This is a genomic window from Pseudomonas sp. 14P_5.3_Bac1 (genome assembly GCF_025466135.1).
In the GTDB taxonomy this organism is placed as follows: Bacteria; Pseudomonadota; Gammaproteobacteria; order Pseudomonadales; family Pseudomonadaceae; genus Aquipseudomonas.
The window spans coordinates 1-24,390 of sequence record NZ_JANLOF010000049.1 but is presented as its reverse complement, the minus strand read 5'-3'; the positions used below and the strand labels follow the sequence as shown (position 1 = coordinate 24,390).

Genomic DNA, 24,390 nt, shown 5'->3' with positions numbered 1-24,390 from the left:
GGACCGAGTCCGGACAAAGGACTTGTATTTCAAAGGGGACAAACAACAAGGGGGCGAATCTTCATCCGCCCCCTGTGTGTCCGCTTATTCCTGCGGTTCTTCTTCGTCTGCGGCAGCATCGAGGGTTGGCTCGTCGACGTTGTCATCGCCAGCTGCGATCACCTCGCCGTCGAACTCTTCACCTTCTTCCAGCTCTTCGCCTTCAACTTCCGACGGTTCCTGCACACGCTCCAGGCCGACCAGTTTTTCATCCTTGGCCAGCTTGATCAGGGTCACACCCTGGGTGTTACGGCCCAGGCTCGACACTTCGGCCACACGGGTACGCACCAGGGTGCCCTGGTCGGAAATCAGCATGATTTCCTCGCCATCGAGCACCTGGACCGCGCCGACCAGACGGCCGTTGCGATCGTTGCTGACCATGGCGATAACGCCCTGGCCGCCACGCTTGTACTCCGGGAACTCGGTGATCGCCGTGCGCTTGCCATAACCACGCGCCGAAGCGGTGAGGATCTGGCTGCCTTCTTCCGGAATCAGCATCGAAATCAGCTTCTGCCCTTCTGGCAGACGCATGCCGCGCACACCGCGGGCGGTACGGCCCATGGCACGCACGTCGGATTCCTTGAAGCGCGTTACTTTGCCGCCGTCGGAGAACAGCATGACTTCACGCTCGCCGTCGGTGATGGCAGCGGAGATCAGCACGTCGCCTTCGTCCAGCTCCAGGGCGATCAGGCCCACGCTGCGCTGACGGCTGAAGGATTCCAGCGGGGTCTTCTTCACGGTGCCTTTGGCGGTGGCCATGAAGATGAAGTGACCTTCGGTGTATTCCTCGACCGGCAGCATGGTGGTGATGTATTCATCACTGTCCAGCGGCAGCAGGTTGACCAACGGGCGACCACGGGCGGCACGCGAGGCTTCCGGGATTTCGTAGGTTTTCAGCCAGTACACTTTGCCTTTGCTGGAGAACAGCAGCAGCGTGGTGTGGCTGTTGGCGACCAGCAGGTGAGCAATGTAGTCCTCATCCTTCACGCCGGTAGCCGATTTGCCTTTACCACCACGACGCTGGGCCTGGTACGCAGCCAACGGCTGGGTTTTGGCATAGCCACCGTGGGAGATGGTCACCACGCGCTCTTCTTCCGGGATCATGTCACCCAGGGTCAGGTCGAGGCGCGCATCAAGGATTTCGGTGCGACGCACATCGCCGTATTCGGCGCGGATCACTTCCAGTTCTTCGCGGATCACTTCCATCAGGCGCACGGCGCTGCTGAGGATGCGGATCAACTCGCCGATCTGGTTGAGGATTTCCTGGTACTCGGCCAGCAGCTTCTCGTGCTCCAGACCGGTCAGGCGGTGCAGGCGCAGTTCCAGAATGGCCTGGGCCTGTTCCGGCGACAGGAAGTACTTGCCGTCACGCAGACCGTATTGCGGGTCGAGGGTCTCGGGGCGGCACGAATCGGCGCCGGCGCGCTCAACCATCGCCACAACGGCGCTGGATTCCCACGGCATCTTGATCAGCGCTTCTTTAGCTTCCGACGGCGTCGGCGAAGCCTTGATCAGGGCGATGACCGGGTCGATGTTCGACAGGGCAACGGCCTGGCCTTCCAGGATGTGACCACGTTCGCGCGCTTTACGCAGTTCGAACACGGTACGGCGGGTAACCACTTCGCGGCGGTGACGCACGAAGGCTTCCAGCAGATCCTTGAGGTTCAGGATGCGCGGACGGCCGTCGATCAGTGCAACCACGTTGATGCCAAACACGCTTTGCAGCTGGGTCTGGGCATAGAGGTTGTTGAGGATCACCTCAGGCACTTCGCCACGACGCAGTTCGATCACTACGCGCATACCGTCTTTGTCGGACTCGTCGCGCAGCTCGGTGATGCCTTCCAGCTTCTTCTCTTTAACCAGCTCGGCGATCTTCTCGATCAGACGCGCCTTGTTCAACTGGTAAGGCAGTTCGGTGATGACGATCTGCTGACGGCCACCGACCTTGTCGATGTCTTCGATGATCGAGCGGGCGCGCATGTAAATGCGGCCGCGACCGGTGCGGTAGGCTTCGATGATGCCGGCGCGACCGTTGATGATCGCGGCGGTCGGGAAGTCCGGACCGGGGATGTATTGCATCAGCTCATCGACGGTCAGCTCAGGGTTGTCGATGAGGGCCAGGCAACCGTCGATGACTTCACCGAGGTTGTGTGGCGGGATGTTGGTCGCCATGCCGACGGCGATACCGCTGGAGCCGTTGACCAGCAGGTTGGGGATCTTGGTCGGCATGACGGCCGGGATCATTTCGGTGCCGTCGTAGTTCGGCACCCAGTCCACGGTTTCTTTGTGCAGGTCGGCCAGCAGCTCGTGCGCCAGCTTGGTCATGCGCACTTCGGTGTATCGCATGGCCGCAGCGTTGTCGCCGTCGACCGAACCGAAGTTGCCCTGGCCGTCTACCAGCAGGTAGCGCAGGGAAAACGGCTGCGCCATCCGAACGATGGTGTCGTACACCGCAGTGTCGCCGTGAGGGTGATACTTACCGATCACGTCACCGACAACACGGGCAGATTTCTTGTACGGCTTGTTCCAGTCGTTACCCAGCTCGCTCATCGCGAACAGCACACGCCGGTGCACGGGCTTCAAGCCATCGCGCGCATCAGGCAGTGCTCGACCGACAATTACGCTCATCGCGTAGTCGAGGTAGGACTGTTTCAGCTCGTCTTCGATATTGACCGGGAGGATTTCTTTGGCCAGTTCGCCCATGAGAAGCCTGATTCCTTTTTCGGGTGAAACCTCGTCACATCCTATGGGACGAACGAAGCTCGCCGCTGCCGGCAGAGTGCCTGACAACGACTTACGACAAATCAACGAGTTATGACACGGATCTGCACGTTATGGGCAGCCCCTTGAGGCAGCCCTGGAAACCGCCGGATGTTATCACAATCGCCGCCACGCACCTATCCCCCAGATGCGCATGGAGCATAGTTAGTTGACGGATGACGGGCCTGAGGGCGACGAGAGGGGCTCAGAGGTAGGGTGGTGCTGTTTTTTGAGGGCAGATCCAAGGGTTTTATTGACTTATAAGGCCAATCGGGGGCAAGCCCCCTCCCACACTCGAAGTGTGAACACAGTCAAAATGTGGGAGGGGGCTTGCCCCCGATAGCCGTCTGACAGTCGCCAACCCCTCAATGCAGGCGCTTACGGCACATCAACTTGGCCAGCTTGGCGGTGTCCGGGCGTTCGACGATGCCTTTTTCGGTCACGATCACATCAATCAGATCAGCCGGGGTTACGTCGAACACGGGATTCAAAGCGGCCACGTCCAACCGTTGCCCCATGACCTCCAGCAACTCACCGGGATCACGCTCCTCCAAAGCGACGTCTTCACCCGTGGCCATCATCAAATCGAGTGTCGAGCTTGGCGCCACCACCATAAAGCGCACGCCATGGTGCATCGCGCACACGGCCAACTGGTACGTGCCGATCGTGCCGATCACATCACCGTTGGCGGCAATGCAGTCGGCGCCGACGATCACCCAGGTCACGCCCTTGGTCTTGAGGATATGCGCGCCAGCCGAGTCAGCATTCACCGTCGCCGCAATACCCTCGCCTGCCAGCTCCCACGCCGTCAGCCGCGAACCTTGCAGCCAAGGGCGCGTCTCGTTGACATAGACATGCTCGACCAACCCCTCCAGAAACGCGGCGCGAACCACCCCGAGGGCCGTGCCGACGCCGCCTGTGGCCAGTGCGCCGGCATTGCCGTGGGTCAGGATCGCCTGGGCGTTGCCCTGGTGCTTGCGAATCCGCTCGAGGCCCAACTGGGCCATGACCACATTGGCCTCCCGATCACTTTCATGGATCGCAATCGCTTCCGCCTCCAGCGCCGCCACCGGGTCGGCGTGCTTCTTGATGCGGTCCAGGCGATCGCGCATGCGCTTCAAGGCCCAGAACAGGTTCGCGGCTGTCGGCCGGCTATCAGCCAACAGCGCGTAGTCTTCTTCCCACGCGGCCTGCCAGTCGCCGCCTTCAGCGATGCGTTCACGCGCGGCGAGCACCAGGCCATAGGCGGCGCTGATACCAATGGCCGGCGCGCCGCGCACCACCATCGTGCGTATGGCATCGGCCACTTCAGCCACAGAGGTGCAGGCAACCCAGGTTTCCCGAGACGGCAAGGCACGCTGATCGAGCAGGTGCAGCGCGCCATCACGCCATTCGATGGCTTTCACTTTCTCCGCTGCTAACAGTCGCTCGCGCATCCCTTACCCCGCACTCATGAACAAAAGCCGCCGATTATAGCGATCCGCCAGCCAGGACGCTCGGGTATACTTCGCCCTTCTTTTATAGCTGCCCGGGAAGAAGCCTGCGATGACCTCCACTGCCGCCCCGCTCGACTTATTGCTGCTGCCGACCTGGCTGGTACCTGTCGAACCTGCCGGCGTGGTGCTCAAGGAACATGGCCTGGGCATCCGCGATGGTCGCATCGCCTTTATCGGGCCACGGGCCGCGGCATTCAAGCTGGCCGCCACCGAGGTGCGCGAGCTGCCGGGCATGCTGCTCAGCCCGGGCTTGATCAACGCCCACGGCCATGCGGCGATGAGCCTGTTTCGCGGGCTGGCCGACGATTTACCGCTGATGACCTGGCTGGAAAAACACATCTGGCCCGCCGAAGCCAAGTGGGTCGATGAAGCCTTCGTGCGCGACGGCACCGACCTGGCCATCGCCGAGCAGCTCAAGGGCGGCATCACCTGCTTCTGCGACATGTACTTCTACCCCAAGGTCGCCAGCGACTGCGTGCACAACAGCGGCATGCGCGCGCAGATCGCGATTCCGATCCTCGACTTCCCGATTCCCGGCGCCAGCACGGCCGACGAGGCGATTCGCCAGGGCATCGAGCTGTTCGGCGACCTCAAGCACCATCCGCGCATCCGGATCACCTTCGGGCCCCACGCGCCGTACACCGTGTGCGATGAAAACCTGGAAAAGATCCGGATAATTGCCGAAGAGCTGGACGCCTCGATCCATATGCACGTGCACGAAACCGCCTTCGAAGTGCAGCAGGCCGTCGAGCAGACCGGCGAACGCCCACTCGCGCGCCTGGGCCGCCTCGGCCTGCTTGGCCCGCGCTTCCAGGCCGTTCATATGACCCAAATCAGCGAGGACGACCTGGCTTTGCTGGTAGAAAGCAACACCAGCGTCATCCATTGCCCGGAATCGAACCTGAAACTGGCCAGCGGCTTTTGCCCGGTGGAGCGTCTGTGGCAGGCTGGCGTCAACGTGGCGATCGGCACCGACGGCGCCGCCAGCAACAATGACCTCGACCTGCTCGGCGAAACCCGTACCGCCGCCATGCTGGCCAAAGCCGTCGCCGGTTCGGCCACCGCCCTGGACGCCCACCGCGCCCTGCGCATGGCCACGCTCAACGGCGCGCGCGCCATGGGCCTGGAAAGCGAGATTGGCTCACTTGAGGTCGGCAAGGCTGCCGACATCGTGGCCTTTGATCTTTCGGGGCTGGCGCAACAACCGATCTACGATCCGGTCTCACAGCTTATCTATGCCACCGGACGCGATTGCGTGAAACACCTTTGGGTCGCCGGCAAGCAGTTGCTCGACGACCGGCAATTGACCCGCATGGATGAACAACAGTTGACCGCCACGGCCATTGCCTGGGGCCAACGCATCAGCGGGCACAGCGAATAACGCAGGGTTTGCACCTACGCTTGAACACCTGCAAACCGATTTATCAGATTTAGAGGATTCACCATGAGCAACGTCGACCACGCCGAAATCGCCAAATTCGAAGCCCTGGCTCACCGCTGGTGGGACCGCGAAAGCGAGTTCAAACCCCTGCACGACATCAACCCGCTGCGGGTCAACTGGATTGACGAACGCGTCAACCTGGCCGGCAAAAAGGTACTCGACGTCGGCTGCGGCGGCGGCATCCTCAGCGAAGCGATGGCCCAGCGTGGCGCCACCGTGATGGGCATCGACATGGGCGAAGCCCCGCTGGCCGTCGCGCAACTGCACCAGCTGGAATCCGGCGTCAGCGTGGAATACCGCCAGATCACCGCCGAAGCCCTGGCCGAAGAAATGCCCGAGCAGTTCGACGTGGTCACCTGCCTTGAGATGCTCGAGCACGTGCCAGACCCCTCCTCGGTGATTCGCGCCTGTTTCCGCATGGTCAAGCCAGGCGGCCAGGTGTTCTTCTCCACCATCAACCGCAACCCCAAGGCTTACCTGTTCGCGATCATCGGCGCCGAATACATCATGAAGTTGCTGCCGCGCGGCACCCACGACTTCAAGAAATTCATCCGTCCTTCCGAGCTGGGCGCCTGGAGCCGCCACGCCGGGCTGACCGTCAAAGACATCATCGGCCTGACCTACAACCCGCTGACCAAGCACTACAAGCTGGCCAACGACGTTGACGTCAACTACATGATCCAGACCCTGCGCGAGGAGTAAGCCTGTGAAGTTGCGAGCGGTTCTCTTCGATATGGACGGTACATTGCTGGACACCGCGCCGGACTTCATCGCGATCTGCCAGGCGATGCGTGCCGACCGCGGCCTGGCGCCGATCAACGACCAGCACATTCGCGATGAAATCTCCGGCGGCGCACGGGCGATGGTTGCCGTGACCTTCTCGATGGACCCGGAATCCCCAGGCTTTGAAGCGTTGCGCCTGGAGTTTCTGGAGCGCTACCTCAAGGGCTGCGCGATCCACAGCAAGCTCTTCGACGGCATGGAAGAACTGCTGCAGGACATCGAAAAATCCAACCTGGTCTGGGGCGTGGTCACCAACAAGCCGCTGCGCTTTGCCGAACCGATCATGCAGCAGCTGGGCCTGGCCGAGCGGTCGGCGCTGCTGATCTGCCCGGACCACGTGAAAAACAGCAAGCCAGACCCAGAGCCGCTGATCCTGGCGTGCAAGATGCTCGACCTGGACCCGGCCAGCGTGCTGTTCGTGGGCGATGACCTGCGCGATATCGAATCCGGCCGCGACGCCGGCACCCGTACCGCAGCGGTCACGTTCGGCTACATCCACCCGGACGACAACCCCCGCAACTGGGGCGCCGATGTCGTGGTGGACCACCCGCTGGAACTGCGCAAGGTGCTGGATAACGCACTGTGCAGTTGCTGATTGTTGGACGATCTCGCCAACACTGAGATCAATGTGGGAGCTGGCTTGCCTGCGATAGCGGTCTGCCAGCCAGCACATCTGGAGACAGGCACTCTGCTATCGCAGGCAAGCCAGCTCCCACCTGAAATGGATTCCACTTCAAGAGCTGCAACATCTTGAATTCTGTCGAGGCTATTTATGTTTGATTACTGCGCACGTCCAGAACTGCTCAAAGGCCGGGTGATCCTGGTGACCGGCGCCGGTCGCGGGATTGGCGCGGCGGCGGCAAAAACCTACGCCGCCCATGGCGCTACCGTGCTGTTGCTGGGCAAAACCGAAGCCAACCTGGCTCAGGTGTATGACGAAATCGAAGCGGCAGGCCAACCGCAACCGGTGGTGATCCCGTTCAACCTCGAGACCGCCCTGCCCCATCAATACGATGAGCTGGCCGCGATGATCGAAAAGGCGTTCGGCCGCCTCGACGGCCTGCTGCACAACGCCTCGATCATCGGCCCGCGCACGCCGATCGAGCAGCTGTCCGGTGAGAATTTCATGCGGGTGATGCACGTCAACGTCAACGCGATGTTCATGCTGACCAGCACGTTGCTGCCGCTGCTCAAGCTGTCCCAGGATGCGTCGGTGGTGTTCACCTCCAGCAGCGTCGGGCGCAAGGGCCGTGCCTACTGGGGCGCGTACGGCGTGTCGAAGTTCGCGACTGAAGGCTTGATGCAAACCCTGGCCGATGAGCTGGAGGATGTCGCGTCGGTGCGTTCCAACAGCATCAACCCAGGCGGCACGCGTACCAGCATGCGCGCTCAGGCATACCCAGGGGAAAACCCGATGGAAAGGCCGGCGCCGGAAGATATCATGCCGGTGTACCTGTACCTGATGGGGCCGGACAGTGCGGGCATTAATGGGCAGGCGTTTGATGCGCAATAACCGCTGACCTGCCACGAACCAACCTGTGGAAGTGGCTGTTGTGGCGAGCGGGCTTGCCCCGCGCTGGGCTGCGAAGCGGCCCCAAAACCTGCCACCACGATCGCTGTATTAGACCGCGCCGGCTCTACGGGGGCTGCTTCGCAGCCCAACGCGGGGCAAGCCCGCTCGCCACAGGTTTCGCCCCGCGTTGGGTTTAGAAGTTTAGTTTTTCACCACTTCTTCCAAGGTGAAACGCCCCAGCGGGTTCTGCAGGAAGTTGCTCACATTCTTGCGTGAGATGTTGATGTACGGGCTGTAGTACAGGTCGATCCAGTTCACATCCTGTTTCGCCAGCTTCTGCAACTCGACGTACATCTGCTCACGCTTGACCGGATCAGCCTCGATCCGCGCGGCCGCCACCAGTGCCTTGACCTTGTCGTTCTTGTAGCGGGTCATGTAGTTCTGGTTGGTGTCGTGGCCGAGCACGAAGGTGGTTTTCTGGTCCGGGTCGAGGATGTCGTTGGTCCAGTACATCACCGAAACATCGTACTCACCGTCCACCAGCATCTGCCAGCTTTGGGTCGGGTCGACTTTCTGCAGGTTGGCGGTCACGCCGACCTTGGCCAACTGGTCCTTGATGATCACCGCAATCTGCTCGTCGGCTTCGTTGCCGGCGTTGACCACGTAGTTGAGCTTCAAGTCCTTGGCACCGGCCTCTTCCAGCAGCTTCTTGGCGGCGGTCGGGTCATACGGGCGTTGCAGGTTATTGGCGTAGTGGTACAGCGAGCCTTTCGGGATGTAGGAATAGGCCACGGTGCCCTGACCGTAAGTGGCGGTCTTGACCAGCGATTGTTTGTCGATGGCCATGTCCAGCGCCTCGCGCACTTGCGGTTTGGCCAGCAAGCCGTGGGAGTGGTTGATCAGCAAGTGGTCTTCGCGGGTCGACGGGTCGGAGTGGATCACCACGTTCTTGTCTTTTTTCAGCTCTTCCACGCGGGAGAAAGGTACGAAGATCGCCGTGTCGAGCTCGTTGTTCTGCACCATGCGCATGCGCGTGTTGTCGTCGGTAACCGACACCCACTCAACACCATCCAGGCTCACGTTGTTGGCCTGCCAGAAATTCGGGTTCTTCTTCAAAATCACCCGGTCGCCCTTGCGCCACTCGTCCACGGTAAACGCGCCGGACGTCACCGGGTTTTCCGAGTAAGCGTCTTCGCCCATCTTGGTCATGGCTTTTTCCGACAGGATCGACACCGTCGGCGACGCCAATTGCGAGAGAAAGGCCACAGCCGGAGTTTTCAGGGTGACCACCAGGGTGTGCGGGTCCGACGCCTTGGCGGTGTTGATCAGGCTGAACGGGTCGCTCCACAGCGAGGCCTTGTTGTCGCGGATACGCAACAGGCTGAACGCTGCGTCGTCGGCGGTGATCGGCGAGCCGTCGGAAAACTTCGCCTCGCGCAGCTTGAAGGTGTAGGTCAGGCCGTCCTTGGAAATGTCCCAGCTTTCTGCCAGGCCCGGCTCCATCTTGGTGCCCAGGTTATCCACGCGCACCAGCGTGTCGTAGACGTTGGCAAACACCCAGGTGTCGCGGTTTTGCGCGCTTTTGATCGGGTCGAACGTGGTGCTGTCTTCACGGCAGCCGATGGTCAGCACACCGGCGGCCTGGGCCAGGCCGGCAGTAAGGGACCACGCGGTCAACGTAGCGGCGGCGAGCAACTTCAAATGGCGGGATTGCATGTCATAACTCCTTGTTTAGGACGGCAGAAAGGGTTAATGGCGCTTCAAGCACGCAACTGTATCGATGCTCGTGCAGGAAATGCGTCGGCGGCAACACCACGGAACACATCGTTCGGGCGTACCGGCAACGCGGGTGAAAGGCACAGCCTGTGGGCAAATTCAGCGGGCTCGGCGGCTCACCGGGCAAAGGTTCTGCAGGCAACGGCCGATGCGGATCGATCTCGGGGATCGCCTCGATCAACGCCGCCGTGTACGGATGGCGCGGTGCGGTAAACACCGCTTCCACCGGGCCTTCCTCGACGATTTTGCCCAAGTACATCACCGCCACGCGGTCGCACAGGCGCCGCACGATGGCCAGGTCATGGGCGATAAACAGGATCGCCAGGTTCATGCGCTGCTGCAGTTCCAGCAACAGGTTGATGATCTGGCCCTGGATCGACACATCCAGCGCCGCCACGCATTCATCGGCGATGATCAAGCGCGGTTCCACCGCCAGCGCCCGCGCGATACCCACACGCTGGCACTGACCGCCGCTCAAAGAGCCGGGTTTGCGGCTGGCCAATTCGGGGCGCAGGCCGACCAGATCGAGCAGTTCATTCACGCGGGCCGGTATCTGCTGCGGCGCGACCTTGCGCTGCACGCGCAACACTTCGGCAAGGGTTTCGCCGATGGTATGGCGCGGGTTCAGCGCGGCGTACGGGTCCTGGAAGATCATCGCGGTTTCATGGCGCAGGCGGGCGATATCAATAGCGCTGCCGTGGGCCATGTCGACGCCATCGAACAGCACTTGGCCAGCGCTGATCGGGTTGAGGTGCAGAATCGCCCGGCCGAGCGTGCTCTTGCCGCTGCCGGACTCGCCCACCAGCCCCAGGGTTTCACCGGCGGCCAGGTTCAGCGAGACACCATTGACCGCCCTCACCCACTGTTTATTAAGGCCGAACACACCGGTACCGGACGCTGCGAAACGCACCTCAAGGTCCTTGATCTGCAACAGGCTCATGATCGGTCTCCCAAAGGATAGTGACACGCCACCCGCGCGCCTTCCGGCAACAACTGCGTGCACAAGGCGCCCGCCTGCGCACAGCGCGGGTTAAAGCGACACCCTTGCGGCAGTGCGTCCAGCAACGGCGGCTGGCCGGGAATCGTGCGCAGCAACGCGTGCCCACTGCTGTGGGCGGGCTGGCAATCAATCAGGCCGGCGGTGTACGGGTGTTGCGGGTTGGCCAGCAACTCGTATTTGCTGCCGTGCTCACACAGGCGCCCGGCGTACATCACCGCGATGGAATCACAGGTTTGCGCCACCACACCGAGGTCGTGGGTGATCATGATGATCGACAGGCCGCGCTGGTCGCGCAGCTCCAGTAACAGGCGCAGGATTTGCGCCTGCACGGTGACATCAAGGGCGGTGGTCGGCTCGTCGGCAATCAGCACTTTCGGGTTGCAGCCCAGCGCCACAGCGATCATCGCGCGCTGGCGCATGCCACCGGAAAACTCGTGGGGGTAGTTGTCGACCCGCGCCTTGGGATCGGGAATGCCGACCTGGCGCAGCACGTCGATGGCTTGCAGTCGCGCGTCTTTTTTCGACGCGCCCTGGTGCAGGCGAATGCCCTCGGCGATCTGCTCGCCGATGCGCATCAACGGGTCCAGGTGGCTGCTGGGGTTCTGGAAGATCATGCCCAGTTGCCCGCCGCGCACGGCGCGCATGCCGGCATCGTCCAGCGTCAAAAGATCCTGCCCGACCAGGCGCACAGCAGCGCCTTGCACGCGCAAGTTGGGCGATGGCAGCAGGCGCATCAACCCGCGACAGGTCAGGGTCTTGCCCGAGCCACTCTCGCCCACCAGGCCGAGGATTTCACCCTCGGCCAAGTCAAAGGACACGCGGTCGACCAAGGTGACATCGCGCCCGGCATTGTTGGCGATCACGCTGAGGTCACGCACTTGCAGCAGGCTCATGCGCGGTCCCCCAACACTTGCGCCACGCCATCGGCGAGCAGGCTGAAGCCCATGGCCAGCGTGACGATGGCCAGGCCCGGAAAGGTGCAAATCCACCAGGCCGTGGTGATAAACGCCTGCCCTTCGGCCACCATCGTGCCCCACTCGGCGGTCGGCGGTTGCACGCCCAGGCCCAGGTAACTCACGGCGGCGCCATTGAGCAGCACCAGCACGGCGTCAGACATGGAAAACACAATCGAACCGAACATGGCATTGGGCAGCAAATGCCGGAACAGAATGCGCCCATGGCCAAAGCCCAGGCTTTTGGCGGCCAGCGCAAACTCGCTTTCCTTGAGCACCAGAATCTGCGAGCGGATCAGCCGCGCATACGACACCCAGCCCACCAGCGCCATGGCGATATAAAAGCTTTTCAAGCCTGGGCCGAGAATCGCCATGATCGCCAGCATCAGCACAAGAAACGGGAATGCCAGGATCACGTCGATCACGCGCATGCAGAAGCTGTCGAAGCGCCCGCCGATGTAGCCGGAAACCGCGCCGACGAAGGTGCCGATCATGAACGGAAAAATCACCCCGACAATGGCCAGTTGCAGGTCGATGCGCGCGCCCCAGATCACCCGCGAAAGGATGTCTCGCCCGTAGTTATCCGTGCCGAACGGGTGCGCCAGGCTAGGCCCGAGCAAACTGATGTCAGTGTTCTGCGCAATCGGGTCAAAGGGTGCGACCCAGGGTGCAAACAGCGCCAGGGCCAACCACACCAGCAGGATCAGCAGGCCCCACGCCGCCGTCAGCCGGCCATTGCGAAAACCGAAACGCAGGCGCAAACGCCACGGGGCAATCAGTGGGCGGCTGCTCATTGCATGTTCACCCGTGGGTCGAGGGCCACCGTCACCACGTCGGCGACGAAGTTGACCACCACCGTCGCACAGGCCAGCACCATGGCCACGCCCTGCACCACCATGTAGTCACGGGTGAAAATGCCGCGCACCAGCAATTGGCCGATACCGGGAATGGCGAACAGGCTCTCGATCACCACCGTGCCGCTGATCAGCCAGCCGATGTTCACCGCCAGCAGGTTGACCGCCGGCACCAGCGAATTGGGCAACACATGCCGACGGAACACGGCGGCCTCGGACAGCCCACGCGCCCGCGCGGCGGTGACGTGATCGGCCTGCAATTCCATCAGCATGCTCGCGCGCAGGTTGCGCACCAGCACCGCCGACAGCGCCAGGGCGATGGTCAGGCACGGCAGCAGCATATGGTGGGCCTTGTCCAGCCAGGTGCGGCCGTAGCCAGACACCGGGAACAGGCCCCACTTCACACTCAGCAACAGAATCAACATCAAGCCCAGCCAGAACGCCGGCATGCCCAGGCCGACAGTGGTGAACACACGGATCAGGTTGTCCGCCCAGCCGCCTTTATTGCGCGCCGCCCATGTCGCCAGCGGCAGCGCAATCAACAGCGCCAGCAGCACGCTGCCAAGCACCAGCACCAGGGTCGGCTCGATGCGGGTGACGATCAGCTTCAAGGCATCGACTTTGTACAGCAGCGATTGGCCGAGGTCGCCCTTGAGCAGGTTCTTCAGGAAGTAGAAATATTGCAGCCACAACGGCTGATCCAGGCCGTATTGGGCGCGGATTTTCAGCAAGGCATCCGGCGTACTGCGCGAGCCGAGCAAGGCCCGGGCCGGGTCGCCCGGGATCGAGCGCACCAGCACAAAGGTGATCAGGCTGATGCCAAACAGCACCGGCAGCAATTGCAGCGGCCGGGACAGCACAAAACGGTAGCGCGCCAGGTTCATCCGTCAGCCCCGGTGACGCGCGAGGAAGTCCAGCAGCACCGGGAAGTACGCGTGGGGCTCCTCATAAAAAGGCATGTGGCTGCTGTTGGGGAACACGTGCAACTCGGCATGCCTGGCGGCCAGCTTCATGCGATGGGCGCAGGCGGGCGTGAGCTCATCGTGCTGGCCGGTGGTGATCAGGATCGGCATGTTGAACTCGGCCATCTCGGGGATGCGGTTCCAGTCCTTGAGGTTGCCGATATAGAGGAATTCGTTGGGGCCTTGCATGGTTTCGTACGGGCCCATGTTCCAGTCGCCGAGCGAGCGTTTGACCGGCTCCGGCCATTCGTCCAGGCGGCAGACGTGGCGGTAATTAAGCAAGGTGATGGCGGCCTGGTACTGCGGGTGGTCCAGAGTGCCCATGGCTTCATGACGCTGCATCATGGCCACGGTTTCGCTGCCGAGGGCGCCGCGCAGGCGTTCGAGTTCCTGGGACAGGTGCGGAATGTCGCCGACGGTGTTTTCGAGGATCAGGCTTTTCAGCGCATCGGGGTAATGGATGGCGTACTCGATGCCCAGCCAGCCGCCCCAGGAATGCCCGAGCAGGTGCACGCGGCCCAGGTCGAGGGCCTGGCGCACGGTTTCGACTTCTTCGACATAACGGCTGATTTCCCACAAGGAAACATCAGTCGGTCTGGCTGATGCGCCAGTGCCAAGCTGGTCGAATGCAACCACTCGCAGGTTATGCTCTTTGAGCCAGCCATGGGCGTCGCGCAAGTAGTCACATGGCAGGCCCGGGCCGCCATTGAGACACAAGAGCACCTCATCGCCAGCGCCAAAGCTGTAGACCACGAGGTTATGGCCATCGACTTGCACGTTGTACTGCTGGTCGGGGGCAATTTCACGCCACATGCATACATTCCTTGTGTTGTATCGGCCTGGCAGGTAGCGGCCGTTAATCTGGCCAACACTACCGAGGATGCCGTGCGTCCATAACCTAGTATTTCTTATAGGTTTGGCCTGGCAGTCCTTCGCCGGGGCGTGGCATTCTACTTGCCGCAAGTCGAGATTCAAATGAATTCGGGAGCAGAACGGATGCTGACCAGGCTGACTGCCTTCAATAATCGTCTGATGCCGGGCAGGAGCCTGGATGAGCAGATGGACAATACCTTTATCCTGGCCCAGCAACTGGGCTTCGACGCGCTGGTGTACGACTACACGCCGGTGCCCATCGACCAGGACGGCTCGCTGATCACGCCCTCGGTGCTGGAACTGCGCAACACGCCGCCCGACTGGCATGCGTTATGGTGCAGCGAAGGGTTTTACCAGATCGACCCGGTGCAACACCTGGCCCTGAGCACGGTGTCCCCGTTCGTATGGTCCTACGAGGCAAAAGCCCAGACCGCGCTGCAAAAAATCATCGACCCCTGCCACGCTCCCGTGTCCTCTTACCTGCATGAACGCCAACTGACCTGCGGCGTCAGCGTGCCGATTCACCTGCCTCGCGGCGGCTTCGCGTCACTCACCGGCTTGCGCACCGGCAAGGCCAGCACGGTGTTGAAGGATGCGCAGCAAACCCTGGCGGACTTCAGCCTGATCACCCATGCCCTGCAGGAAGCGGCCTACCCGCTGTTCAGCAAAGAACTGCGCACTTACCCGCATATTCACCTGACCAAACGCGAGCGTGAATGCCTGAAATGGGCTGCCGACGGCCTGACCGCTGCCGAAATCGCCACCCAGTTGAGCCGCTCGCTGGCGGTGGTCACCCTGCACCTGGCCTCGGCGATGCACAAGTTGGGGGCCAAGAACCGCGTGCAGGCGGTGGTTCGCGCCACGCATTACCGCTTGCTGGAAGACTGACCCGTGGGCAAAACCTAGCTGTTTTGCTAGTTACTTAAACTTCACGTGCGGACTATCGTAGCCCTGATCCTTTTTTTCAGAGCAGGGTACGAAATGGAATTCATCGAGAAAGTGCGCGAAGGTTATGCGGCATTCGGCGCCTACCAGACCTGGTACCGCGTCACTGGCGACCTGACCACCGGCCGTACACCGTTGGTGATCATCCACGGCGGCCCCGGCTGCACCCATGACTATGTCGACGCCTTTAAAGACGTGGCTGCCAGCGGCCATGCGGTGATTCACTACGACCAACTGGGCAATGGCCGCTCCACCCACTTGCCGGACAAAGACCCGTCGTTCTGGACCATTGGCCTGTTCCTTGAAGAGCTGAACAACCTGCTGGACCACCTGCAGATCAGCGACAACTACGCGATCCTCGGGCAATCCTGGGGCGGCATGCTCGGCAGCGAGCACGCGATTCTACAGCCCAAGGGCTTGCGCGCGTTTATCCCGGCCAACTCGCCCACCTGCATGCGCACGTGGGTCAGCGAGGCCAACCGCCTGCGCAAACTGCTGCCTGAAGGCGTGCATGAAACCCTGCTCAAACACGAACAGGCCGGCACCTACCAGGACCCGGAATACCTCGCCGCCTCACGGATTTTTTACGACCACCACGTGTGCCGCGTCATCCCGTGGCCGGAAGAAGTGGCCCGCACCTTCGCGGCGGTGGACGCCGACCCGACGGTGTACCACGCCATGAGCGGCCCGACCGAGTTTCATGTGATTGGCAGCCTCAAGGACTGGAATGTGATTGGCCGCCTGTCGGCGATCAATGTGCCGACCCTGGTGATTTCCGGCCGACACGACGAGGCGACGCCGCTGGTGGTCAAGCCGTTCCTGGATGAGATCGCGAACGTGCGCTGGGCGCTGTTTGAAGATTCCAGCCACATGCCCCACGTGGAAGAGCGCCAGGCGTGCATGGGGACCGTGGTCAAGTTTCTGGATGAGGTGTGCTCAGTGCCGCACAACGTCCTCAAGGCGGGCTAACTTCCGCTGTGGGAGCGGGCTTGCTCGCGAATGCGGGGTGTCAGTCAATGAAGATATCGACTGACCCAGCGCATTCGCGGGCAAGCCCGCTCGCACATTTTCAGACTGCGGTGGTTTCAGGTTTTACTGCCTTCCTGGGCGCATCCGGCACCAGCGGAATCTCTCTCCCGTCGGCATCAAACAACTTGCCGCCGCTGAAGTAATCCCCGTCGCGCAATGCCGCCACATCGTGGAAGCACAAACTGCGCTCAGTCCCCGCCACGAACACCGACTGCTGGTCCGAGTTACCCGCAGTGAAGTGGTTGAACGCCAGGTTCAACAGGATCGCCATGATCGCCGACGAACTGATGCCTGAGTGGAAAATGGTCGCGAACCAGGTTGGGAAGTGGTCGTAAAAGTTCGGCGCGGCGATGGGGATCATGCCGAAGCCGATAGACGTGGCCACGATGATCAGGTTCATGTTGTTGCGGTAATCCACCTTGGACAGCGTGCGAATACCACTCGCCGCCACGGTGCCGAACAGCACGATCCCGGCGCCGCCGAGCACCGACGTCGGCACGGCCGCGATCACCCGGCCCATAAACGGCAACAGCCCCAGCACCACCAGAAACACCCCGCCCGTGGCCACCACAAAGCGGCTCTTCACCCCGGTCACCGCCACCAGGCCGACGTTCTGGGCGAATGCGCTTTGGGTGAATGAACCGAAGATCGGCGCGAACATGCTCGACAGCATGTCGGCGCGCAAGCCATTACCCAGGCGCTTGGAATCGACCTTGGTGTCGATGATCTCGCCCACCGCGAGGATGTCTGCCGAGGTTTCCACCAGAGTGACCATCACCACGATGCACATGGAAATAATTGCCGCCACCTGAAAGGTCGGCATGCCGAAATGGAACGGTGTGGGGAAACCGAACATTGGCCCCTGGGCCACACCGGAAAAATCCGCCATGCCCAGAAACACCGCGATCACCGTGCCGATCACCATCGCCAACAGAATCGACAGCCGAGAGATTGTCGCGCTGCCGATCTTGCTCAGCAGCAACACCAGCACCAGGGTCAACGCCGCGAGGCCGATATTGGCCATGCTGCCGAAGTCCGCCGCGCGGCTGTTGCCGCCCATGGCCCAGCGTGCCGCCACCGGCATCAGCGTGAGGCCAATGGTGGTGATCACAATGCCGGTGACCAACGGCGGAAAAAACTTGGTGATCCGTGAGAACACCGGCGTGATCAGCAACCCGATAAACGACGCGGCCATCACCGCGCCGAGAATCGCCGGTATCCCGCCGGCGCCATCACTGCCGACTATCGCCACCATGGTTGCCACACCGGCAAAGGACACGCCCTGCACCAGCGGCAGCTGGCAGCCAAAAAACGGCAGGCCGAGGGTCTGCAACAGCGTGGCCAGGCCACCGGCAAACAGCGACGCGGCGATCAACAGGCCGATATCCGCCGGCGATAAACCGGCCGCCTGGCCGACGATCAACGGCACGGCAACGATGCCGCCGTACATGGTGAGCACATGCTGCAGGCCGTAAGCCATGTTGGCGGCGGCGCCAAGATTCTCATCTTCTGGCCGCTGCGGTGACGCCTTCGGGATAGTCATGGTGAGGGGTTCTCTGTTTTTGTTGTGCGAACACTGTATGCAATGTTTGGACTGCATGTCCATAGAGTTGTATACAATCAATCGAACAAGATACCCTCCATCGGCGTTACAAAAACAAACCGGCCGTCATGAGCCAAAACGCTAGAGGACCTCAAACAATGAAAAAGGCATTACAGGGCGCAACCGTTGCATTGACCCTCCTCGGCGGTGGGGAGGCCGTCGCGGTGGAATGGATGAACAACAGCGTGGGATTTCGCTACGGCCAACACTTCACCAATCCGAATAACCCCGATGACTTCAGCAAACGCATCTACAGCTTTACCCACGCCAGTGGCTACCAATACGGCAGCAACTACCTGAACCTGGATGTGTTCCTGTCCGACAGCCACGACCCGCGCAAGGGCACCGACCATGGCGGCAGTGAGGTCTATGCCGTTTACCGGCATCAACTGTATGCCTCGCGGGTGTTTGATGTGCCGCTCGGCACCGGGCTGATCAAGGATTACGCGCTGACGCTGGGCTTTGATGCCAACCGCAACAACAACGTCGCCTCAGCCAAAAAGCGCGCACTGGTGATTGGCCCGACGTTGAAGTTCAACACGGTCGGTGTGTTGGACCTGAGCCTGATGTACTACAAGGAAAAGAACCACACCGGCATCCCCGGCGCGCAGGAGTCAAACCATACGTTTGACGACACCTACATGCTCAACCTGACGTGGATGCGCCCGTTCGACATCGCCAACCATGCGGCGAAATTCCAGGGTTTTATCAATTACGTCGGGGAGAAAGGCGAGGACTACCATGGCCGCGACACCGCGCCAGAAACGCTGATGCGCACCGCGCTGATGGTGGCGGTGCGGCCGGGTAAAAGCGTGAAGCCGAACCTGTATCTCGGCGTGGGTTACGAGTACTGGCACAACAAGTTCGGCGTGGACGGCGGCCGGGGGACTCGGACCTCTACGCCAACGCTGAATATGGAAATCACCTTCTAGCCACTGAAGAAACCCAATCAACTGTGGGAGCTGGCTTGCCTGCGATGCAGACACCTCGGTACTTCAGAATCACCGAGCCGATGCTATCGCAGGCAAGCCAGCTCCCACATTTTTGATTGCATTTCAGCTTTAGGCGTTTGCCAGCTCCGAATCGTCCGTCTTCGGCCGCGCCAGCCAATAACCCAACACCGCCAACGGCGCAGTCGCCAGCATCACAATCACCGTAATCAACAGCGGCTGGTCAATCATCGACGACACCAGCAGGCTGCTGAGAAAGCACAGCCCCAGTTGCAAGGTGTTTTGCAGTGCCGCTGCCTTGCCGGAATTTTCCGCAAACGGCATCAGCGCATTCGCCACCACAATCGGGTAGCTGGCGCCGTTGACCAGCGCCATCAGGCAGAACGGAATCAGCAAGGTGGTCAGGGTGGGCACGGTCAACGTGGCAACCAGGTACAACGCCACCATGCTGATGCAATAAGCCACCAGCAACCAGGGCAGCAGGGCTTTGCCCTGATAGCGCTGCAAGGCGCTGCGGCAGCTGTAACCACCAATTAGAAACGCCAACGTCGGCAGCACGTAGCTCAGGCCGATGTCATTCGGGCTGTAACCCATGTCGCCCAGGATGAAGGGCGAGGCTGTCAGCCAGGCAAAGAAACTGGCCGAGCAGGCAGCGAAGATCATCACGTTGCCGGTGAACACGCGAGAGGTCAGCAACTGCCCATAACCGAGGCGCGAAGGCTCGCCCTCCTCTGCCCGACGTTTCGGCATTTTGCGCAGGAACAGCGTCGGCAGCAGCAACAGCAGCGACACGCCCAGCAGTACACCGAAGATCGCCTGCCAGCCGAAGTGATTCAACACCATGGCGCCCAGCAACGGCGCCAGGGCCGGTGACAGCGACATCAGCGGCATGATGCTGGCGAACACGCGATGGGCCTTGTCGGCCGGGTATCGGTCGATCACCAGTGCCTGCCAGCTCACCGCCGCAGAACACACGCCAATCGCCTGCATAAAACGCAACGCCAGCAGTTGCGGTGCGGTCTGGACCCAGAACATGCCCAGGCAACCCACTACAAACAGGCTCAGGCCCGCCAGCAGTACCGGCTTGCGCCCGAGGCGGTCGGACAACGGCCCCCACAACAACTGCCCCACCGCAAAACCGGCGAGGAAAATACTTAAGCTCGCGCCCACGGCGCCCGCACTGATCTGCAACTGCTCGCCCATGGCGCCGAACGCCGGCAAGTACATATCCATGGCGAGATAACCGAGCATGCTCAGCCCCGCCAGGTACCACGTGAAACCAAAAGAATTTTTCATTGAAGCCTTGCTGATCTTGCCATCAAACTATTTGCTGACTGGCGCCCATTATGAAGCTGACAGTGTCGGTGTGAAGCGATAATAATTGGACACATCTATCAAATATTTTGAAGGCAACCATCATGTGGTCCGAATACTCGCTGGATGTGGTGGATGCCGTTGCGCGCCACGGCAGCTTCAGTGCGGCCGCCCAGGAACTGCACCGCGTGCCTTCGGCCATCAGCTACACGGTGCGTCAGCTTGAGGAATGGCTGGCGGTGCCGCTGTTTGTGCGTCGCCATCGAGACGTGGAACTGACCCCGGCCGGCCGTCTATTTATAGACGAAGCCCGCGGCGTGATGAAAAAAATGCTCGGTACACGGCGTTTGTGCCAGCAGGTGGCGAATGGCTGGAGCGGCCAATTGAAGGTTGCGGTGGACTCCATCGTCAAACCCCAGCGCTGTCGGCAGCTGGTGCTGGACTTCTATCGGCAGTTTCCCGAGGTGGAATTGCTGTTGGAGTACGAGGTGTACAACGGCGTATGGGATGCGCTGGCCGATGAACGCACCGACATTGTGATCGGCGCCACCAGTGCGGTGCCGGTGGCCAGCCACTTCACCTTTCGCGACATGGGCCTGCTGAACTGGCTGTGTGTGGTCAGCGCCAGGCATCCGCTGGCGGCGCTGGACGGCTTGCTCAGTGACGATCAACTGCGGCCGTTCGCGTCGCTGTGCATGACCGACACCTCGCGCAACCTGCCCAAGCGCGATACCTGGACCCTGGATAACCAACGCCGGCTGGTGGTGCCCAACTGGTCCTCGGCGCTTGATTGCCTGCGCGATGGCCTGTGCGTCGGCATGGCGCCGGCGCATCAGGTGTTGCCGTGGATCGAACGCGGCGAGCTGGTCGCGCTGCAATTGCGCCGGCCGTTCCCGGCCAGCCCGTCGTGCGTGGCCTGGGCGCAGAGCAAATTGTCGCCGGCGATGAGTTGGTTGCTGGAGTACCTAGGCGATACCGAAACCATGAATCAGGAGTGGCTCAATGGCCCAGATCTGTGAAAGTCACACCGAGTCGATATGGACTTGTGTGGGAGCTGGCTGGCCTGCGATGCAAGCGCCTCGGTCTTAATGTCAGACCGAGGTGATGCTATCGCAGGCAAGCCAGCTCCCACATTTTGATCGGGGTTCAATCCAGCAGGCGGGCGATGGCCCTTACGATCATCTCCACCTCCTTGACCTCCAGCGTCAGCGGCGGCAACAGGCGGATGATCTTGCCGCGCGTCACGTTAATCAGCAGGCCATGTTCGTGCGCTGCGCGATAGGCCAGATCGCGATAAGGCTGTGCCAGTTCGATCCCGACCATCAGGCCTTGCCCGCGAATCGCCAGCACCTGCGGGTGCTCGCTTAACTCCACACGCAGCCGCGCCAACAGCCGCTCGCCCTGTTGCGCGGCGTTCTGCAGCAAGCCTTGCTCTTCAATAATGTCCAGCACGGTGCAGCCCACGCGGCAGGCCAGCGGGTTGCCGCCGAATGTGCTGCCGTGGCTGCCGGGTGTGAACAGCTGGGCCACCGCGGCCCGGGCCAGGCAGGCGCCGATGGGCACGCCATTGCCAAGGCCTTTGGCCAGCGTCATCACGTCCGGCACGATGCCTTCATGCTGGAACGCAAACCAGGCGCCGGTGCGGCCGATGCCGGTCTGGATTTCATCGAGCATCATCAGCCAACCGTGGCGCGTGCAATGCTCGCGCAGGGCTTTCAGGTAGCCAGGCGGCGCTGGCAGCACGCCACTTTCGCCCTGGATCGGTTCCAGCAGCACCGCGGCAATGCGCGCGCCGAAGTGTTGAGTGATGGCTTCCAGCGCTGCCAGGTCGCCAAACCCGACCTTGAGAAAATCCCCCGGCAAGCGCTGAAACCCCAGGCGCACCGATGGCCCGTCGCTGGCCGCCATGGTGCCGAGGGTGCGCCCGTGAAACGCATTCTCCATCACGACCACCAGCGGCTCTTCGATGCCCTTTTTCCAGCCATGCAGCCGTGCGAGTTTCAGCGCTGTTTCGTTGGCTTCGGCGCCGGAGTTGTTGAAAAACGCACGGTCAAGGCCAGACAACTGTGCCAGGCGCTGGGCCAGCCGTTGCTGCCAATCAATGCTGTAGAGGTTGGAGGTGTGCAGCAACAGGCCCGCCTGTTCACTGATCGCCGTCACCAGCCGAGGGTGGGAATGCCCAACATTGGTCACCGCCACACCAGCCACCGCGTCGAGGTATTCACGGCCCTGCTGGTCCCACAGGCGCGTGCCCAGGCCACGGGTGAAGCTCAGGGCCAAGGGTTGATAGGTGGTCATCAGGCAGGCGGCGGTCATGGTGGCAAGCTCCAGTGCATCATGGTGATGGCACCAGTATCGTTAGCCACCCGAGCTGGATAAACTGCGCATTCCTGTAATGACTTTAAACCAAGGCTTGATAATGGATCTGTTCCAGGCAATGTCGGTGTACGTCAAAGTGGTCGAGACTGGCAGCATGACGGCTGCCGCACAGGAGTGCGGGATGTCGACCACCATGGTCGGCAATCACTTGCGCGCCCTGGAGCAGCGCCTGGGTGTCAGCTTGCTCAAGCGCACCACGCGCAAGCAAAGCCTCACCGAATTTGGCGGGCAGTATTACCAGCGCTGCCTGGAGGTGCTGGGGCTGGTGGCCGACTCTGAAGTGTTGGCAGAGCAGGCCCACAGCGAAACGCCCAAAGGCAACCTGCGCATCACCGCGCCACCGGTATTCGGCACCGAACGCCTGACGCCCGCCCTGAGCGAATTTTCCCAACGCTATCCGCTGATCAACCTCTACGTGGTGCTCAGCAACGAGCGGATGGACCTGGTCGACAGCGGCTTTGACGTAGCAATCCGTCTTGGCGAGCTGGAAACCTCCAGCCTGATCGCCCGGCCCATGCAGGCCTACACCCTCACCCTCTGCGCTTCGCCGGATTACCTGGCACGCCGCGGCACGCCGCAGACACCCAGTGACCTGCAGCACCATGACTGCCTGGCGTTCGCCTACCCGGCGACCGATAACTGGCGCGACTCCGACAAACTGTGGCGCCTGACCGGCGAGGAAGGCGAGGTGGAGGTGCCGGTGTCCGGGTCATTGACCATCAACAGCTCGCAGGGCCTGCGCCAGGCGGCCGTAAACGGCATGGGCATCATCATGCTGGCCGACGCCCTGGTGCAACCGGACCTGGAGAGCGGCAAGTTAGTAGCCTTGTTAACCGCTTACAGGCTGCCCTGCCGCCCCATGCACCTACTCTACCGCCAAGATCGCTACCGCCTGCCCAAGCTGCGCGCCTTTGTGGATTTCGCCATGGAAAAGTGGGCGCGCTAGAAGCCCACGCCCAACGCCCGCAGGCGCGCCGCGGTACGCTCGGCCGACACGTGATGGATGCCTTGCCAACCGAGGGCCACGGCGGCCTCGACATTGCCCGCCACGTCGTCGATAAACACCACTTCGCCCGGTTGAATATCCGGCAAATGGGCGCGCACCTGGCCGAGGCTCGCGTGATAAATCGCCGCGTCCGGCTTGATTTGCTTCAACTCGCCGGAGACCACAATGTCGCGCAAATACTGCAGGAACGGGTAATTGGCCCGCGCATAGGGAAAGGTTTCAGCCGACCAGTTGGTCAGCCCGAACAGCGGCATATCGGCTTGATGCAACGCCTCGAGAATCGCCACACCTTCGGGCAACGCGCCGCGCAGCATTTCGTGCCAACGGTCGTAATAGGCCTGGATCAAGGGTTCGTGTTCCGGGTACTGCTCGATCAGGTGGCGAGTGCCTTCGGCCAGGCTGCGACCGGCGTCCTGCTCGGTGTTCCAGGCTTGGGTGCAAATGGTGTCGAGAAAGTGTTGCCGCTCGTGATCGTCGGCAATCAGCTGGCGGTACAGGTGGTGCGGGTTCCAGTCGAACAGGACACCGCCGAAATCAAAAACTACTGCACGAATCGTCATCAGATCCTCCGTTAGCGTGGCTTGATAGCCGTAGGAGTCTGGCAGATTAAGGGCAGTGGCGGGAGCGCGATGGCTTGCAGGAGGGTTTTGAATTCACACAAAGCAAATGTGGGAGCGGGGGGGGGGGGGGGGGGGGGGGGGGGGGGTGTGGGGG

The 24,390-nt window shown here is 61.7% G+C and carries 21 protein-coding genes; 9 read left to right on the top strand and 12 right to left on the bottom strand.

Annotation, left to right across the window (positions count from 1 at the left end; translation table 11 throughout):
- Window positions 1-84: 84 nt before the first annotated feature.
- On the bottom strand, window positions 85-2,742 hold the full coding sequence (gene gyrA, locus NTD89_RS10975) for a DNA gyrase subunit A (RefSeq protein WP_145163138.1): 2,658 nt from the start codon (window positions 2,740-2,742) through the stop codon (window positions 85-87).
- 422 nt (window positions 2,743-3,164) lie between these two features.
- Window positions 3,165-4,235, bottom strand: a complete 1,071-nt coding sequence (gene mtnA, locus NTD89_RS10970; RefSeq protein ID WP_262207582.1) for an S-methyl-5-thioribose-1-phosphate isomerase — start codon at window positions 4,233-4,235, stop codon at window positions 3,165-3,167.
- 109 nt (window positions 4,236-4,344) lie between these two features.
- On the opposite strand from mtnA, the gene NTD89_RS10965 reads away from it, so the two are divergent.
- From NTD89_RS10965 to NTD89_RS10950, 4 genes are all read left to right on the top strand, one after another.
- Complete coding sequence (locus NTD89_RS10965) at window positions 4,345-5,676, top strand: TRZ/ATZ family hydrolase (RefSeq protein ID WP_262207580.1); 1,332 nt, start codon at window positions 4,345-4,347, stop codon at window positions 5,674-5,676.
- A gap of 63 nt (window positions 5,677-5,739) precedes the next feature.
- On the top strand, window positions 5,740-6,438 hold the full coding sequence (gene ubiG / locus NTD89_RS10960; protein WP_262207578.1) for a bifunctional 2-polyprenyl-6-hydroxyphenol methylase/3-demethylubiquinol 3-O-methyltransferase UbiG: 699 nt from the start codon (window positions 5,740-5,742) through the stop codon (window positions 6,436-6,438).
- A gap of 4 nt (window positions 6,439-6,442) precedes the next feature.
- Window positions 6,443-7,114 (top strand): N-acetylmuramic acid 6-phosphate phosphatase MupP, encoded by a 672-nt coding sequence (mupP, locus tag NTD89_RS10955; protein WP_106576876.1) that lies wholly within the window; start codon window positions 6,443-6,445, stop codon window positions 7,112-7,114.
- Between the two features lie 177 nt (window positions 7,115-7,291).
- Entirely contained in the window at window positions 7,292-8,032 is a 741-nt protein-coding gene (locus tag NTD89_RS10950; RefSeq protein WP_262207577.1) for a YciK family oxidoreductase, read from the top strand.
- 201 nt (window positions 8,033-8,233) lie between these two features.
- Here NTD89_RS10950 and NTD89_RS10945 read toward each other — a convergent pair whose 3' ends face one another.
- The 6 genes from NTD89_RS10945 to NTD89_RS10920 are packed head-to-tail and all read right to left on the bottom strand — an operon-like array spanning window position 8,234 to window position 14,390.
- On the bottom strand, window positions 8,234-9,748 hold the full coding sequence (locus tag NTD89_RS10945; protein ID WP_262207575.1) for an ABC transporter substrate-binding protein: 1,515 nt from the start codon (window positions 9,746-9,748) through the stop codon (window positions 8,234-8,236).
- Between the two features lies 1 nt (window position 9,749).
- Entirely contained in the window at window positions 9,750-10,748 is a 999-nt protein-coding gene (locus tag NTD89_RS10940) for an ABC transporter ATP-binding protein (protein WP_262207572.1), read from the bottom strand.
- A complete protein-coding gene (locus NTD89_RS10935; protein WP_262207570.1) occupies window positions 10,745-11,701 on the bottom strand; it encodes an ABC transporter ATP-binding protein in 957 nt (318 codons plus the stop codon). The genes NTD89_RS10940 and NTD89_RS10935 overlap by 4 nt, the downstream gene beginning before the upstream one ends.
- Entirely contained in the window at window positions 11,698-12,555 is an 858-nt protein-coding gene (locus NTD89_RS10930) for an ABC transporter permease (protein ID WP_106576881.1), read from the bottom strand. The genes NTD89_RS10935 and NTD89_RS10930 overlap by 4 nt, the downstream gene beginning before the upstream one ends.
- Entirely contained in the window at window positions 12,552-13,499 is a 948-nt protein-coding gene (locus NTD89_RS10925) for an ABC transporter permease (protein WP_145163125.1), read from the bottom strand. The genes NTD89_RS10930 and NTD89_RS10925 overlap by 4 nt, the downstream gene beginning before the upstream one ends.
- Window positions 13,500-13,502: 3 nt before the next feature.
- Window positions 13,503-14,390 carry a proline iminopeptidase-family hydrolase gene (locus tag NTD89_RS10920; protein WP_262207568.1) on the bottom strand — a complete coding sequence of 296 codons (888 nt, stop codon included), beginning with the start codon at window positions 14,388-14,390 and terminating at the stop codon, window positions 13,503-13,505.
- A 183-nt stretch (window positions 14,391-14,573) separates the two neighbouring features.
- Between NTD89_RS10920 and NTD89_RS10915 the strand changes: the two genes are divergently transcribed.
- Complete coding sequence (locus tag NTD89_RS10915) at window positions 14,574-15,338, top strand: LuxR family transcriptional regulator (RefSeq protein WP_119739256.1); 765 nt, start codon at window positions 14,574-14,576, stop codon at window positions 15,336-15,338.
- 93 nt (window positions 15,339-15,431) lie between these two features.
- Window positions 15,432-16,364, top strand: a complete 933-nt coding sequence (locus tag NTD89_RS10910; protein WP_242193883.1) for a proline iminopeptidase-family hydrolase — start codon at window positions 15,432-15,434, stop codon at window positions 16,362-16,364.
- A 100-nt stretch (window positions 16,365-16,464) separates the two neighbouring features.
- On the opposite strand, the gene NTD89_RS10905 is transcribed toward NTD89_RS10910, so the two are convergent.
- The gene (locus tag NTD89_RS10905) at window positions 16,465-17,967 is read right to left on the bottom strand and encodes a nucleobase:cation symporter-2 family protein (protein ID WP_262207566.1); all 1,503 of its coding nucleotides are present in this window, start codon (window positions 17,965-17,967) and stop codon (window positions 16,465-16,467) included.
- A gap of 158 nt (window positions 17,968-18,125) precedes the next feature.
- Between NTD89_RS10905 and NTD89_RS10900 the strand changes: the two genes are divergently transcribed.
- Window positions 18,126-18,959 carry a nucleoside-binding protein gene (locus NTD89_RS10900; protein WP_262207565.1) on the top strand — a complete coding sequence of 278 codons (834 nt, stop codon included), beginning with the start codon at window positions 18,126-18,128 and terminating at the stop codon, window positions 18,957-18,959.
- 129 nt (window positions 18,960-19,088) lie between these two features.
- Here the strand turns inward: NTD89_RS10900 and punC are convergent, their stop codons facing one another.
- A complete protein-coding gene (gene punC / locus NTD89_RS10895) occupies window positions 19,089-20,273 on the bottom strand; it encodes a purine nucleoside transporter PunC (RefSeq protein WP_262207564.1) in 1,185 nt (394 codons plus the stop codon).
- Between the two features lie 122 nt (window positions 20,274-20,395).
- Here punC and punR point away from each other — a divergent pair, with 122 nt between their 5' ends.
- The gene (gene punR / locus NTD89_RS10890; protein WP_214246470.1) at window positions 20,396-21,310 is read left to right on the top strand and encodes a DNA-binding transcriptional activator PunR; all 915 of its coding nucleotides are present in this window, start codon (window positions 20,396-20,398) and stop codon (window positions 21,308-21,310) included.
- Window positions 21,311-21,437: 127 nt separating this feature from the next.
- On the opposite strand, the gene NTD89_RS10885 is transcribed toward punR, so the two are convergent.
- Entirely contained in the window at window positions 21,438-22,607 is a 1,170-nt protein-coding gene (locus tag NTD89_RS10885) for an aspartate aminotransferase family protein (RefSeq protein ID WP_262207559.1), read from the bottom strand.
- Window positions 22,608-22,710: 103 nt separating this feature from the next.
- On the opposite strand from NTD89_RS10885, the gene NTD89_RS10880 reads away from it, so the two are divergent.
- The gene (locus NTD89_RS10880; RefSeq protein ID WP_262207558.1) at window positions 22,711-23,616 is read left to right on the top strand and encodes a LysR family transcriptional regulator; all 906 of its coding nucleotides are present in this window, start codon (window positions 22,711-22,713) and stop codon (window positions 23,614-23,616) included.
- On the opposite strand, the gene NTD89_RS10875 is transcribed toward NTD89_RS10880, so the two are convergent.
- Entirely contained in the window at window positions 23,613-24,236 is a 624-nt protein-coding gene (locus NTD89_RS10875) for an HAD family hydrolase (protein ID WP_262207557.1), read from the bottom strand. The genes NTD89_RS10880 and NTD89_RS10875 overlap by 4 nt on opposite strands.
- Between the last annotated feature and the right edge of the window lie 154 nt (window positions 24,237-24,390).

What these genes read in the sequence shown, in the direction of transcription:
- gyrA (WP_145163138.1), bottom strand. Translation starts at nt 2,742, where the DNA reads ATGGGCGAACTGGCCAAAGAAATCCTCCCGGTCAATATCGAAGACGAG.
- mtnA (WP_262207582.1), bottom strand. Translation starts at nt 4,235, where the DNA reads ATGCGCGAGCGACTGTTAGCAGCGGAGAAAGTGAAAGCCATCGAATGG.
- NTD89_RS10965 (WP_262207580.1), top strand. Translation starts at nt 4,345, where the DNA reads ATGACCTCCACTGCCGCCCCGCTCGACTTATTGCTGCTGCCGACCTGG.
- ubiG (WP_262207578.1), top strand. Translation starts at nt 5,740, where the DNA reads ATGAGCAACGTCGACCACGCCGAAATCGCCAAATTCGAAGCCCTGGCT.
- NTD89_RS10950 (WP_262207577.1), top strand. Translation starts at nt 7,292, where the DNA reads ATGTTTGATTACTGCGCACGTCCAGAACTGCTCAAAGGCCGGGTGATC.
- NTD89_RS10945 (WP_262207575.1), bottom strand. Translation starts at nt 9,748, where the DNA reads ATGCAATCCCGCCATTTGAAGTTGCTCGCCGCCGCTACGTTGACCGCG.
- NTD89_RS10940 (WP_262207572.1), bottom strand. Translation starts at nt 10,748, where the DNA reads ATGAGCCTGTTGCAGATCAAGGACCTTGAGGTGCGTTTCGCAGCGTCC.
- NTD89_RS10935 (WP_262207570.1), bottom strand. Translation starts at nt 11,701, where the DNA reads ATGAGCCTGCTGCAAGTGCGTGACCTCAGCGTGATCGCCAACAATGCC.
- NTD89_RS10930 (WP_106576881.1), bottom strand. Translation starts at nt 12,555, where the DNA reads ATGAGCAGCCGCCCACTGATTGCCCCGTGGCGTTTGCGCCTGCGTTTC.
- NTD89_RS10925 (WP_145163125.1), bottom strand. Translation starts at nt 13,499, where the DNA reads ATGAACCTGGCGCGCTACCGTTTTGTGCTGTCCCGGCCGCTGCAATTG.
- NTD89_RS10920 (WP_262207568.1), bottom strand. Translation starts at nt 14,390, where the DNA reads ATGTGGCGTGAAATTGCCCCCGACCAGCAGTACAACGTGCAAGTCGAT.
- NTD89_RS10915 (WP_119739256.1), top strand. Translation starts at nt 14,574, where the DNA reads ATGCTGACCAGGCTGACTGCCTTCAATAATCGTCTGATGCCGGGCAGG.
- NTD89_RS10910 (WP_242193883.1), top strand. Translation starts at nt 15,432, where the DNA reads ATGGAATTCATCGAGAAAGTGCGCGAAGGTTATGCGGCATTCGGCGCC.
- NTD89_RS10905 (WP_262207566.1), bottom strand. Translation starts at nt 17,967, where the DNA reads ATGACTATCCCGAAGGCGTCACCGCAGCGGCCAGAAGATGAGAATCTT.
- NTD89_RS10900 (WP_262207565.1), top strand. Translation starts at nt 18,126, where the DNA reads ATGAAAAAGGCATTACAGGGCGCAACCGTTGCATTGACCCTCCTCGGC.
- punC (WP_262207564.1), bottom strand. Translation starts at nt 20,273, where the DNA reads ATGAAAAATTCTTTTGGTTTCACGTGGTACCTGGCGGGGCTGAGCATG.
- punR (WP_214246470.1), top strand. Translation starts at nt 20,396, where the DNA reads ATGTGGTCCGAATACTCGCTGGATGTGGTGGATGCCGTTGCGCGCCAC.
- NTD89_RS10885 (WP_262207559.1), bottom strand. Translation starts at nt 22,607, where the DNA reads ATGACCGCCGCCTGCCTGATGACCACCTATCAACCCTTGGCCCTGAGC.
- NTD89_RS10880 (WP_262207558.1), top strand. Translation starts at nt 22,711, where the DNA reads ATGGATCTGTTCCAGGCAATGTCGGTGTACGTCAAAGTGGTCGAGACT.
- NTD89_RS10875 (WP_262207557.1), bottom strand. Translation starts at nt 24,236, where the DNA reads ATGACGATTCGTGCAGTAGTTTTTGATTTCGGCGGTGTCCTGTTCGAC.